The sequence below is a fragment of the Aerosakkonema funiforme FACHB-1375 genome (genome assembly GCF_014696265.1).
Taxonomy (GTDB): domain Bacteria; phylum Cyanobacteriota; class Cyanobacteriia; order Cyanobacteriales; family Aerosakkonemataceae; genus Aerosakkonema; species Aerosakkonema funiforme_A.
In genome coordinates this window covers 35,051-47,002 of sequence record NZ_JACJPW010000016.1, presented here as the reverse complement: position 1 = coordinate 47,002, position 11,952 = coordinate 35,051, and the positions used below count along the sequence as shown (strand labels likewise).

General features: G+C 45.8%; 13 protein-coding genes and 1 riboswitch. Of the genes, 5 read left to right on the top strand and 8 right to left on the bottom strand.

Annotation, left to right across the window (positions count from 1 at the left end; all coding sequences use genetic code 11):
* Positions 1-7: 7 nt before the first annotated feature.
* Positions 8-475 carry a hypothetical protein gene (locus H6G03_RS08465; RefSeq protein WP_190463880.1) on the top strand — a complete coding sequence of 156 codons (468 nt, stop codon included), beginning with the start codon at positions 8-10 and terminating at the stop codon, positions 473-475.
* Here the strand turns inward: H6G03_RS08465 and H6G03_RS08460 are convergent.
* Positions 444-1,031, bottom strand: a complete 588-nt coding sequence (locus H6G03_RS08460) for an alpha-ketoglutarate-dependent dioxygenase AlkB (protein WP_190463879.1) — start codon at positions 1,029-1,031, stop codon at positions 444-446. The genes H6G03_RS08465 and H6G03_RS08460 overlap by 32 nt on opposite strands.
* Before the next feature lie 519 nt (positions 1,032-1,550).
* Positions 1,551-1,689: riboswitch (cobalamin riboswitch) on the top strand.
* A gap of 33 nt (positions 1,690-1,722) precedes the next feature.
* Between H6G03_RS08460 and H6G03_RS08455 the strand changes: the two genes are divergently transcribed.
* Both H6G03_RS08455 and sipA read left to right on the top strand, forming a co-directional pair.
* Positions 1,723-2,802, top strand: a complete 1,080-nt coding sequence (locus H6G03_RS08455; protein WP_190463878.1) for a sirohydrochlorin chelatase — start codon at positions 1,723-1,725, stop codon at positions 2,800-2,802.
* A 112-nt stretch (positions 2,803-2,914) separates the two neighbouring features.
* Complete coding sequence (gene sipA / locus H6G03_RS08450) at positions 2,915-3,136, top strand: regulatory protein SipA (protein WP_190463877.1); 222 nt, start codon at positions 2,915-2,917, stop codon at positions 3,134-3,136.
* 9 nt (positions 3,137-3,145) lie between these two features.
* On the opposite strand, the gene H6G03_RS08445 is transcribed toward sipA, so the two are convergent.
* Positions 3,146-3,904 (bottom strand): HEAT repeat domain-containing protein, encoded by a 759-nt coding sequence (locus tag H6G03_RS08445; protein WP_190463876.1) that lies wholly within the window; start codon positions 3,902-3,904, stop codon positions 3,146-3,148.
* A 217-nt stretch (positions 3,905-4,121) separates the two neighbouring features.
* On the opposite strand from H6G03_RS08445, the gene H6G03_RS39240 reads away from it, so the two are divergent.
* Entirely contained in the window at positions 4,122-5,708 is a 1,587-nt protein-coding gene (locus tag H6G03_RS39240; RefSeq protein ID WP_190463875.1) for an IS1/IS1595 family N-terminal zinc-binding domain-containing protein, read from the top strand.
* Positions 5,709-5,946: 238 nt separating this feature from the next.
* Here H6G03_RS39240 and H6G03_RS08435 read toward each other — a convergent pair whose 3' ends face one another.
* Positions 5,947-7,251 carry an RNA-guided endonuclease InsQ/TnpB family protein gene (locus H6G03_RS08435; protein ID WP_190463874.1) on the bottom strand — a complete coding sequence of 435 codons (1,305 nt, stop codon included), beginning with the start codon at positions 7,249-7,251 and terminating at the stop codon, positions 5,947-5,949.
* 255 nt (positions 7,252-7,506) lie between these two features.
* On the opposite strand from H6G03_RS08435, the gene H6G03_RS37880 reads away from it, so the two are divergent.
* Positions 7,507-7,704, top strand: coding sequence for a transposase (locus H6G03_RS37880; protein WP_407650731.1), 198 nt, complete (start codon positions 7,507-7,509; stop codon positions 7,702-7,704).
* A gap of 30 nt (positions 7,705-7,734) precedes the next feature.
* On the opposite strand, the gene H6G03_RS08425 is transcribed toward H6G03_RS37880, so the two are convergent.
* The 5 genes from H6G03_RS08425 to argF form a co-directional block, all read right to left on the bottom strand.
* Positions 7,735-8,334, bottom strand: coding sequence for a GNAT family N-acetyltransferase (locus H6G03_RS08425; protein ID WP_190463873.1), 600 nt, complete (start codon positions 8,332-8,334; stop codon positions 7,735-7,737).
* Positions 8,335-8,517, bottom strand: a complete 183-nt coding sequence (locus H6G03_RS08420; protein ID WP_190463872.1) for a hypothetical protein — start codon at positions 8,515-8,517, stop codon at positions 8,335-8,337.
* 83 nt (positions 8,518-8,600) lie between these two features.
* Positions 8,601-9,842 carry an AmpG family muropeptide MFS transporter gene (locus tag H6G03_RS08415; protein WP_199315204.1) on the bottom strand — a complete coding sequence of 414 codons (1,242 nt, stop codon included), beginning with the start codon at positions 9,840-9,842 and terminating at the stop codon, positions 8,601-8,603.
* A 116-nt stretch (positions 9,843-9,958) separates the two neighbouring features.
* A complete protein-coding gene (gene lexA / locus H6G03_RS08410) occupies positions 9,959-10,594 on the bottom strand; it encodes a transcriptional repressor LexA (protein WP_190463870.1) in 636 nt (211 codons plus the stop codon).
* Between the two features lie 382 nt (positions 10,595-10,976).
* Positions 10,977-11,900 carry an ornithine carbamoyltransferase gene (gene argF / locus H6G03_RS08405; protein WP_190463869.1) on the bottom strand — a complete coding sequence of 308 codons (924 nt, stop codon included), beginning with the start codon at positions 11,898-11,900 and terminating at the stop codon, positions 10,977-10,979.
* Positions 11,901-11,952: the final 52 nt, after the last annotated feature.

The following is an 11,952-nucleotide window of genomic DNA, read 5'->3' as shown; positions in this document are numbered from 1 at the left end:
AAAATTTATGCGAATATCATTCGATCTTGATGACACCCTTATTTGCCATCAAGGTTGCGTCCAGCGAGAACCAAACCGAGTACCGTTTTTTCTCAAGCCCTGGATTAACGAACCGCTGCGCCTCGGCACACGCGAACTGATGCAAAAATTGAAACAATATGGGTGCGAAGTTTGGATTTATACAACTTCTTATCGTTCGCCTTTTTATGTACGTTTGTGGTTGTTTTGCTACGGCATTCATGTAGCAAAAGTGATTAATCAAGCTACTTATCATGCTTATCTAAGACGCAATCCAAGCAATTCTACGCTCAGCAAAAACCCCAAAATATTTGGTATAGACCTGCACGTAGACGATTCTGAAGGAGTTAGATTGGAAGGGGAAAAGTACGGTTTTGAAGTAGTCGTAATTTCTCCTGAAGATCGCAATTGGACTGAGCGAGTCCTTAAAGCAATTGCACTTCGTTTCGAGCGGTAATTCCTAAGACCTTTCTAAACGTCAGAGATATCCTTCTCGTTCTTACAAATTCCTTGCCTTTATACTTATCTTTCTTACGAAGTGCAATCCCGTGTTGCCATTCGTATCTAGCCTGTTTCTGTAAGATAAGCAAACTTCCCGGCAATAGCAAAATGGGTATCTTTTGTTTCGTTTGACTGTGAGTAAAGTCCATCACGCAGACACTCCCCAAACTTAATGAAATAATCGTTTCGCCAAAACAGGGTACGCAGTCGATATGTGCAGCTATTCCCTGACCGGGTTCGTATTCATTAATAATTACTTGATCCGGTAAACTTTCCGTTAACTTGTCTGTATAAAGTTGTTTGGCAATACTCAGTAACCAATCCGGTAAATCGCCCAGATACAGCGATGATTCAACCGAGCGTTTTTGATAATTATATTTGTAACCGTAATGCTGAACTCTTCTTTTTAATTCTGTTGACCAGACTTGACGATCGATCGTATCCAGCAATTGACATTGTTCAGCCGCGCTAATGTAATCGCAAATGTACTTAAGACCGGGAACTTCCAACATCACTACTTAATCTAAAATGGATTGAGTTGATTGAAAAAGCCAAACGTAAAAATAGATTGTATTTCCAGAGAAGTTAAAATAGATTTACGATCGTCGTGTACGAGGAGACGCTCTGGCCATTTTGAAGGCAGATTATCCCGTTTCCCCATCACTCCTGCTTGTATTCTGGTATTAATTATGCAACTATTGGCTCAAGTTCATCAACTATGTATATGGGCGATAAGAGGAACACCAACTTAGCAAAGCTGGAGAATTTAATTAATTGAGGCACAAGAAAAAGTTTTTCAATTTCGATGGCATTAATATGATTGTTGCATATGCTACAGGGAAAGGTTCACTCCATTATCCCAGGTGAGAATGATACGAGCGTGAGGATTGAAAATTCCCTCTTTGGGATCTCTTGTCAGTAGTTGCTTGCCAGGAAAATTTTTCTTTGTCCCCCATATCCCTTCTTCCTCTTGGCTTTTAACTTTTGACTTTTGACTTACTCCCCCTCCCCCGCATTTTGGGCAGCAGCGCGATCGGTTAATATATCAAAGCGTGTTTGAAACTTGACACAGTAGGGAAACTTCGGTGTAACTCCGAGGCTGTGCGGCAGCTGTAAGCGAGCGTCAACTGCTTCGTAAGCCAGAATGCCTACCTGCAACTGTCCACCATAATTTCCTGCCTCGCACGGGAAAGGATTATATTAATGTTTGCTGCCAATTCATCCAGTCCGACTTCTTTATCTAACTCCCAGTCCTTAGAATTGCCACCTCTGCCGCTGCAACGTCCTCTACTGGCGATCGGTCACGGCAGCAGAGATGATGATGGAAGGCAGAGTTTTCTAGAATTTGCCGCCGCCTATCAAGCTTTGGACACCTCTCGTCCCGTCGTACCCTGCTTTTTGGAACTGACCGGCCCTACAATTCAAGAGGGAATAGACAAATGCGTCGAACAAGGCTACACCGAACTTTCAGCCTTGCCAATACTTTTATTTGCAGCTCGGCACAACAAGTTTGACATCACGAACGAATTAGACCGGGCAAAACAAAGGCATCCCCAGCTAAAGATTCACTACGGGCGTCATTTTGGCGTCACGCCAGGGATATTAGAATTGTGGGGTCAGCGCCTTGCCGAACTCGATCGACCGGAGTGGAAGCGAGAAGATACCGTCCTCCTATTTGTCGGTCGAGGTTCCAGCGACCCGGATGCCAACGGCGACGTATACAAACTCGCCCGCATCCTTTGGGAAGGCAGCGGTTATCTGACAGTCGAAACTTGCTTTATCGGCATTACTCATCCCCGTTTGGAAGAAGGTTTCCGTCGCGCCAGACTCTACCAACCCAAACGGATTATAGTTTTACCGTACTTCCTCTTCACCGGACTTCTGGTTAAAAAGATTTTCGATATCACCGCCCAACAGCAAGAGCAATATCCCCATATTGCCATGACTTGCTTACCGGAAATGGGGCTTCATCCCCAACTTTTCAGGGTATTGCGAGAACGGGAAATTGAAACTCAGCTAGGTCAAGTGCAGATGAACTGCGAAATGTGCAAATTCCGCCTAGCATTTAATTCCTCCAGCAACGGACATTCTCACGCCCACGATCATTTCCATTACGGACACGGACATCGCCATCACCATACTCACGATCACTCTCACGATGATTCTGCCCATAATCACGCGCACCACAGTCATCATAACCACAGCCATGACCATGACCACCCCGCCGTTGACCCTTATGCAGATTTAGAAAAATATCATCAAAAAATTTGGCAAGCACCCTAGAGAATTTTGGATTTTGGATTTTGGATTTTGGATTAAATTTAAATCTGAAATTTGAAATCTAAAATTTGAATTTTGCACTGACCGCTGACCACTGACCACTGACCATTGACCAATGACTAAAGAATTTACCGTTGGTAAAAAAGTCCGAGTGGTGGCATTACCACCTTACGTCAAAACAGCCGAACCAATGCCAATGCTGCGTCCTCGCGACGTGATTCGCCTTGGCGAAGAAGGGATAGTGATCGATCGCCGTCCGGGCGGTTATTGGGGCGTTCGCTTTGCCAGAGGAGCGTTCCTCATCGATAGCCAGTACATTGAGTCGATCGAATCATAAGTGACCGACTCAACCTACTAATCCTTCCTGTTGCAGCCCTTCAATCACTTGCAGTCCGCGAGGATCGCCAACTCTCAACAGAGAAGCTTTAGCATCTTCTCTGACTCCCATATCGACATCTTCTTCTAGCGCCATAATGAGAGCGTCGATCGCACCAGCATAAACAACGTTAGAAGGCAGTTCGCGGCAAAGTTGTCCCAACGCCCAGGCACAGTTACTGCGTACAGCAGCAACCGGATCTTGAATTAAAGCTTCAATCAGCGGCGGCACCCCCGCTATTACTGATTCGTAGCTTACCTCAGCCATTTGTGCCAACCCGCTAGCAGCCCACAAACGTACCGCAGAAATATCTGTTTTGAGGGCGTCGATCAGAGGTGGCAAAGAACGCCGATCTCGACAATTTCCCAAAGCCCAGATAATGCCTTTACGAACATAGCCATTCCAATCCCGATTTAGTTGGGAGATTAAAGGCTCAACTGCATCTGGACTGGGGTTTCTTCCCAGTGCATAAGCTGCACTCACCCGTACCAAAGGACAGGGATCTGTCAGTAAGCAAATCAAATGCGGGATAGCGCGATCGTCCTGAAGTTCGCAGAAAGCCCGCGTCGCGATCATCCGTTGCTGCGTATCTTGTGCCGTCAGCAGCGCCAGCATAGCCTCTGGATCTGGCTTGGCAACTTCTGTTTCTTCCAGAGGTTCCAGTCGATCGAGGGGACTTTCTAAGTCAATCTCTGGATCTAGTAGGGTTAGGTCGTCATCGTCATACATAACTGTAAACTACCTTAATCAGAGCCAATCCCACCAGTTTTTTCGCGGTGGGTATTGGGTGTGGGGTGTAGGGTGCCGTCAGGCAGACTCAGCATCTCAGAAAAGTTAAGAAACTTAAAATTATAACGCAGTTTTTTAATATACAAAACTTAAATTTGGTATATTACACCACATAAAGGGCTAATTAAATTAAGACCCTCAAGCGCAGGAGTGTAATGTGACAGATCACTTAGAACCCTATCGGCAGCTAGCTCGTGCGATCCGATTCGCTCCCCCGCAGGGGCAACATGAGCGATTCAATCGATTGGTGCATCAGCCGCTTCCCGTACCGCCAGTACATAACTTTGATACAGCACAGCTGGCACAGTCATCTTTTGTTGCACCCGATCCAGGGCCAAGCCCAGATCCGTCAGAACACGCGGCGGCGCTAGTGCGTGCAGCGGTTTCTAAGCATACCGTCCTGCCAGCCGCCTATAACATTCAAGAAAATATAGGCGATCGCATCAGCCGCTTAGCAAACCACAAAATAGCCGCACCGCTTATTATAGCGCCTAAAATTCCCGAACCTGACCCCAACTGGACGCCACCTCCTCCTCCGGTCACTCAAAATTTAGTTACTCAAGCACCAACGCTGACAGAGGTAAGTGTTGAGAATAAGTCAGCTGTCCCTCACCCAGAAACCGCAGTTAACTTAAGTCAAGTTCCGACAACAACCTTTGTCAAAACTGAGGATGTCTCTCCCCCAGAAACTCAGCCCATAGACTTAAGTCAAATCGAAACAATAGTTGTCGAAACTGAGGATGTCTCTCCCCCAGAAACTCAGCCCATAGACTTAAGTCAAATCGAAACAATAGTTGTCGAAACTGAGGATGTCTCTCCCCCAAAAACTCAGCCCATAGACTTAAGTCAAATCGAAACAATAGTTGTCGAAACTGAGGATGTCTCTCCCCCAGAAACTCAGTCAATAGACTTAAGTCAAATCGAAACAATAGTTGTCGAAACTGAGGATGTCTCTCCCCCAGAAACTCAGTCAATAGACTCAAATCAAATCGAAACAATAGTTGTCGAAGCGGAAGATTTAGTTGCGCCAGAAACTCAACCAGTAGATTTAAGTCAAACTGACACAACAGTTGTCGAAACTGAGGATGTCTCTCCCCCAGAAACTCAGTCAATAGACTTAAGTCAAATCGAAACAATAGTTGTCGAAACGGAAGATTTAGTTGCGCCAGAAACTCAACCGGTAGATTTAAGTCAAACTGACACAACAGTTGTTGAAACTGAGGATGTCTCTGCCTCAGAAACTCAGCAAGCAGATTTAAGCTTAGCTACTGCACCTGTGGAAAATGAGGCAGCCATCACCGCAGCGGATACGGCAGCAGCAGAAATTCAAGATGCCGTACCTGTTGTTGAAAGAGAAGATTTAGCTGGACAAGAAGAACAAGGAGAAGAGTTAAATCAAACAGCCACAAATGATAGGGAAGAATTGGTAGTTTCTGAAGTAGAAACATTACCGAGATCGGAGAGCGAAGCATCGGAAAGTGAGAACCTTACAGTTACTTGTCCGAAATGTAACTCTACTGATGTTCGCAAAAATGGCCGTCAAAAGGACAAACAAAAGTACCTTTGCAAAGACTGCGGCAGACAATTTGTTTGGACTGGTTCTGTTGAGGAAAAAGTTCAGCCGAAGTCTGAGACAGAAAAAGAACCAAAGCCTGTTGATGAAATCTTCACCCCTAAATCAAAAGGTTCCAAGAGCAAACTTAAGAAATCATCTAAAGGCTTTGGACGTGGCAAAAAAAGGTAAGGCTGTTGTCGGTGTCGTAGTTGATAGTTCATAGTTTACAGAGAATGGCTAATAGTTAATCGCCACGAACAATTAGCCATTAGCGATCGACTGTGAAATATAGCAACTGCTCATGTTAGGACGTTCTTGATTCCTGAAACCTTTGATTATAGCTACTTCTTCCCCAACGCCCGACGCCCGACGCCCTAGCTATATGAACTATAAGTTGACTTCTCCCCGGCTTGAAAGACCGGGGATTCTAAGCAGATGCTACGAGGGAGGGTAAACCCGTCCCTATAAGGGTCTTTTTAGCTGTCACCCAAAATGAAATTCGGGTGGGACGAGTCAAAGCGCCCCTAGACACTCCGTTAAGGTCTAAACCCAACGTCATGCTTACTTTACGCAGAATGTTGGCAGCGCCATTACAATCTGCGTTGATGTACCAGTTCTGAGCAGTGCGGTACAAACCTCTTTTGATTCGCTTTCCAGCGGCTTGCCACCCTTCAGGTTTTTCACCGAACGTAGGTAGCTCGTCTCTGTCCACGAATGAAGCTTTTGAAGTGTACGATTCTTCAGTTTCGACAAATTGAATGCCGTAGTGTTCGCACAATTGCTTAATTCGGTCTTTGAGACGTGCGGTAGGAATTTGAACAAATTTCTGATTCGTCTTGGCTCCCATGTTGGCAGAGTCTTTCTGCCCTTTGTTCCAACCGAAAACGACTGTACCAATACCGTTCTTATCGCAGTGTTCAATTACTTGCCGAGCGGCTTTATTCACTGCATCACGAAGGAGGCGATTACGCTTCTCGGTGATTGCAGCTAATCGATTGCTCCAAAACCCTGGAGGCTTTCCATCTTTAAGTGTTGAAATCTGCTTGTTGTACCAGCGATTCAAGCTTTTAAGGTGCAAACCATCCACAATGAAGCTAGTACCGACATTGCTCACACAGGTTAGCCAGTTATTCAAGCCAGAATCAATTCCTAATGCTTTCAATGGGTCTAGAAGAGCGTCAACAGCGTCAACCTTGTAGACAAACTCAGCATAAAAACACCCATTACGGGGAAGGATTCTCAGCTCTCGAATATCGGAATACTCAAGGTTTGACGGCATTGTCAGCAAAAAATTCTTTATTCCAAACCATGTTTGAACCCTCCGCCCCAATGGGATCGCAATTTGCCCATCAACCAGCTTTTTACCGAGTGCCTGTTTCGGGTATGCAATCAGGTGCAATCCGTTTTTTGTTCGGTAGTTAGGGAACTTCGGACGATTGGCTAATCCACCCTCATTGAACAGTTTTAACAACCCCTGGAAGGATTTAACTGATTCTCCAACCGCACCACAGACTTGCTGTGCAGCCTGAGCGCATAACGCGCTGTAGTGCGGATTCCGTTTAAGCTCATTGTTCAAGTCGAACGGCTTAACGTACTTGTCAGCCTTGAAATACATCTGACGAGCATAGTAAATCGCGCAATTGTGCAGTTTGTTGGACTCTCCACAAATGAACTCAAGAACCGCTTTTAGATCTCTATCTGGCTTGATTAAAACTTGCTGACAACCAAACATCGTTTTACCTTTTGTTGTTATTATATGTTATCAAACAATAATCAGCAACAATATATTAGGCATGACTAAACTTTCTCCCAAAGATTATGAGTACAGGCGAACTGAAGGATCTGTTTCGTCAATCAACTATCATTTCGTGTTTGTTCCCAAACGATGTAGCAGCTAGATTGCCGCAAATAATTTTCGGTTTGGTTGAAGAACACAACTGGAAGTTAATTGCACTGGAAATCATGCCGGTATCGTGTTCACTTCTTCATCAATGCCCCTACCAACGAATCAGCTGCTGAAATTGCGCGATTGGTCAAAGGACGGGCTTCTAAGCTACTTAGAGACGAATTTCCTCATCTTAAAAAACTGCCAAGCTTGTGGAGCCCAAGTTACTTCGTTGCCACCACTGAACAGGTTTCAACCGAGATCGTGAAAAAATACATTGAAGGGCAAAAGGGAAAGTAACCCGGACACACAACGGGCTAAAGCTTTGTCCTAGCTTTCATCCCCCGGTTGAAACGCGGGGGTTCTCAGCATCTTTTTGATAGGTTTAACCATCCAAAGGGAGTGTGTTTGGAAGCCCAACTTGCTGTATAAATTCACAGCAGGTTGGTTGACAAGAAATACCTGAAGACCAATTTGGCGATCGCCCCTTGCTTTGGCCCACTCCTCACCCAGCCCTATCAGAGCTGTAGCGATACCCTGACGGCGATGTTCTGGCAGTACGTAAAGCAAAAAAATATGGGCATGACGATCGCCAGACACCTGATCGATCGCATTACCCATCCACAAGCAAGCTACCCGATGCGAGTATCCTCGCTTCTCCTTACCCCCCTCAATCCCCCCGTCACGGGGGGAAGGTAAGAAAGAATTTTTATTGCTGGGAAGTCGATCGGGATCGTCTTCCCCCTTATCTAAAAATTCCACTAACCAAAGCGGCGTATCTTTGGAAAAATATCGATCGACAGTATCAGCCAAATGGGAAATATTGCCACCTGGAAAAAGCTCCTGGTAAGTTTGCTGCATAAACTTTACCAGCACAGATCGATCCAAACTTGACCCAACATAAAGCTGATAGTCTGGGAGCAGCAGCATTTATAACTCAGCCTGTAGGGTGGGCATTGCCCACCCCAATGTATCAGCAGCACCCACCTCCTCAATCGGTGCCGGTGCAGCCATATCGGAGGGCAAAAAGATCCGAGCGCTGACGGCGACCAAAGCCACTAAAAATACCAGCAGAATCAAAAACGGAGTCACGTATGCACGGAAGAAAGCCATGTTTGGGATTGGATAAACCTAGCTAAAGGTGAATTGCCGAGAGATTTTTCAAGAATTGTAACGCTCTTTCTTTCAGTTTACAGCTAAGCATCAAAATCGGGCTTATCATCCAGTCCGGGTCTTGGCATCGCTACAGGCTCAGAATTCCAGGGCGCAAACACCGGCAGCAACAGTAAACCTGGTAAAGCCGCAGCAATGGTGATGAGGAAAAATACAGACCAACCAGTGCTTTGTGCGATCGAACCGGCTGGTGCTACCAAGATATCGCGACTGAAAGCCATAAAGCTAGAAAGCAAAGCATACTGAGTAGCAGAAAAGCGCTGGTTGCAAAGAGTGGTCAAAAAGCCCAGAAAAGCTGCTGTTCCCAATCCCCCACAGAAGTTTTCGATATTAATAGTCAGCACCAACATCTGATAATTTTGGCCTAGCTGGGATATGGCAAAATAACCCAAGTTACTTAATGCTTGCAAGCCACCGAATAGCCAAAGCGATCGATTAATTCCGATTTTGCTGAGAATTGCGCCACCTGCTAGAGTTCCCACAATTGTCGCCACCAAACCCATACCACCCTGTATTGCGCCAATGTCGGTTTTGGTAAAGCCAACATCGAGCAAAAACAGCCTGGACATATTACTAAGTAAAGAATCCCCGAATTTGTAGAAAACTATGAATAACAGAATTAATGCACCTTGCAACCAACCGTTACGCTGGAAAAATTCTAAAAATGGCAATATGACTGCTTCTTCTAATGATGGCGGTCGTATGTTGTCCGAGACGGGTTCTGGTGCGAAAATCGAGGCAGCCAAACCGATCGTCATAAAAGCAGCCATCAATAAATAAACTACAGGCCAAGGCAGACGATCGGCAAGGATAAATGCCAGCGAACCTGTGACTAGCAGCGCAATGCGATAACCTAAAACGTAAACTCCTACACCAGCTCCGAGTTCTAGTTTTTCCAGAACGTCGGTGCGATATGCGTCAATAGCGATATCTTGCGTAGCGCTGAAGAAAGCAATCAATACAGCGTTGAGAGCTACGAATTGTAGAGCTTGGGCCGGTTTTTGGATAGCTAGAGTTGCGATCGCCAACACTAGAAGCAATTGCGTTAAAAACATCCAGCCGCGACGCCTTCCCAAAAATGGGGGCACAAATCGATCGAGTAAAGGCGACCACAGAAACTTCAACGAGTAGGGCAAACCCACCAAACTAAAGAACCCAATGGTACTGAGATCTACGCCTTGTTCCTTCATCCAGGGTTGCAGAGTAGTGCCTGTCATGAACAAGGGCATTCCTGCCGAAAATCCCAATAATAAAAGAGCCGCCATCTTGCGGCTCCCAAAAACTTGTAGAAAAGAAAGAGTTGATTTCACGAGCGATTACACAAAACTTGTAGACTTTGTGTTATCTTCCCACAAGAAAGAACATCTGTCCGGAGAGATACCTATCTTCGCCTGCTTGATGATTTGGCGGGTGGATCGTAACCGCGCCAGACACCAACCAATACGCCTTGTACTTGCACTTGATCGGCTAGAGCTTCAATTGGTGTGTATTTGGGATTGGCAGGTTTAAGGGTGATGCGATCGCCCCTCTTGTAGAAGCGTTTCAGGGTAGTGCCCTTTCCTTCCACCCTTGCCGCTACAATTGTGCCGTTTTTGACCAGATTTGGATCTGATATCGGTCGCATCATCACCACATCCCCTTCTGCAATCAGCTCTTCGATCATGCTGTCGCCGACTACCCGCAGTGCAAAAGTTTTGTCTGGCAATAACACAGTGGAAATATCCAGTCTTTCTACTGCATCGGTGAACGGTTCCACCAAACCGCCAGCTGCGATCGTACCCAAAATCGGCACACCTTCCGAGCGCTGTTGCAGTATCTTAATCGTGCGGGCTTTTCCATCAGACCATTCAATGTATCCTTTTTTTCGCAAATGTTCCAGACGACTTTGTACCGGTGCGGGCGACTTCAGGTTCATCGCCAGCATCATTTGTCGAATCGAAGGAGCATATTGATGCTGGCGAATGTACTCCACCAGCCAGTCGTACAGTTCCTTTTGAGCTTCTGTGAGAGTTTCCATAATACGCTAGGGACAGAGTTAGAAGTTAGAAGTTATGAGTTATGAGTTTTAATTTCATAACTCATAACTTTTCCTCTTAGAACATTCGTACTATTAAAACCCCCAATCTGTCCAGTCTCTTTCTAAAAGTCAAAAGTCAAAAGTCAAAAGTCAAAAATAAGACCCAGAGGGAGAGGGAAAAGGGAAAATATTAATTCTTCCGCCGTAAAGCGACAAACGCTACTCATGAACCAGCCTGAGCGCGACGTTGTTGCAGTTTCTGTTACGCAAAGAAACCGGGTTTCTATGAAAAATCGTCGCTTTGAAGCTGACAATCTACGCAGAAACCCGGTTTCTAAGATTCTCGTGCGTAAGTCCTGGACTTTTGACTTTTGACTTTTCCCTAATCGTCAGCCCCTAGTAAACTAGCAAGCAGCGCCTTTTGCGCGTGCATTCGATTTTCTGCCTGATCCCAAACCATTGACTGGGAACCTTCGATTACTTCATCGGTAATTTCTTCGCCACGGTGAGCTGGTAGACAGTGAAGAACGATCGCGTGTTTGTCAGCAATGCTCAACAATTCTTGATTGACCTGATAAGGTTGAAAAATGGGTATGCGGCTACTAGCGGAATCCTCCTGACCCATGCTAGCCCAGACATCAGTGTAAAGCACGCAAGCATCCTTTGCCGCCGCAATAGGGTCATCTGTCAGCATCACTTGTGCTGAATCGCCCGCAATGGCTCGTGCCTGTTCTACAATGGCAAGATCTGGCTGGTATTCCGGCGGTGTAGCAACCCTCACATTCATCCCCATCATCGCGCAACCCAAAATCAGGGAATTTGCCATATTATTGCCATCGCCTAAATATGCCAAAGTCACACCCTTGACTGAGCCATAGCATTCTTGAACCGTTAATAAATCTGCTAAAACTTGACAGGGGTGTTCCGTATCGCTGAGAGCGTTGATCACTGGAATCTTGGCACAGTCAGCAAATAGTTGCAGATCTTTTTGGTCAAACGTCCTCACCGCCAAAATGTCCAAATAGCGATCGAGAACTCGCGCCGTATCCACCAAAGGTTCTCCCCGACTCACTTGCGTGACATTGGGATTGAGGTCGATCACCTGACCTCCCAATTGGTACATCGCTACCGAAAAACTCACCCGCGTTCTCGTGGAAGCTTTGTAGAACAGCAACCCCAAAACTTTGTTACACCGCCAGTTTACCTTTCCTGCTTTCATCTGCGCTGCCAATTGCAGGAGTTCCTGTAACTCGTCTGCACTCAGGTCTGCCAGACTCAGTAAATCTCGTCCTTTCAATGTTTCCATGTTCATGTCCGATCGTTAATATCAAATTGGCCTTTCGAGTATATTGGTAAAA

Excerpts from the sequence above, each read along its gene's own strand:
- H6G03_RS08465 (WP_190463880.1), top strand. The coding sequence starts at position 8 with ATGCGAATATCATTCGATCTTGATGACACCCTTATTTGCCATCAAGGT.
- H6G03_RS08460 (WP_190463879.1), bottom strand. The coding sequence starts at position 1,031 with ATGTTGGAAGTTCCCGGTCTTAAGTACATTTGCGATTACATTAGCGCG.
- H6G03_RS08455 (WP_190463878.1), top strand. The coding sequence starts at position 1,723 with ATGTTTGCTGCCAATTCATCCAGTCCGACTTCTTTATCTAACTCCCAG.
- sipA (WP_190463877.1), top strand. The coding sequence starts at position 2,915 with ATGACTAAAGAATTTACCGTTGGTAAAAAAGTCCGAGTGGTGGCATTA.
- H6G03_RS08445 (WP_190463876.1), bottom strand. The coding sequence starts at position 3,904 with ATGTATGACGATGACGACCTAACCCTACTAGATCCAGAGATTGACTTA.
- H6G03_RS08435 (WP_190463874.1), bottom strand. The coding sequence starts at position 7,251 with ATGTTTGGTTGTCAGCAAGTTTTAATCAAGCCAGATAGAGATCTAAAA.
- H6G03_RS08425 (WP_190463873.1), bottom strand. The coding sequence starts at position 8,334 with ATGCTGCTGCTCCCAGACTATCAGCTTTATGTTGGGTCAAGTTTGGAT.
- H6G03_RS08420 (WP_190463872.1), bottom strand. The coding sequence starts at position 8,517 with ATGGCTTTCTTCCGTGCATACGTGACTCCGTTTTTGATTCTGCTGGTA.
- H6G03_RS08415 (WP_199315204.1), bottom strand. The coding sequence starts at position 9,842 with ATGGCGGCTCTTTTATTATTGGGATTTTCGGCAGGAATGCCCTTGTTC.
- lexA (WP_190463870.1), bottom strand. The coding sequence starts at position 10,594 with ATGGAAACTCTCACAGAAGCTCAAAAGGAACTGTACGACTGGCTGGTG.
- argF (WP_190463869.1), bottom strand. The coding sequence starts at position 11,900 with ATGGAAACATTGAAAGGACGAGATTTACTGAGTCTGGCAGACCTGAGT.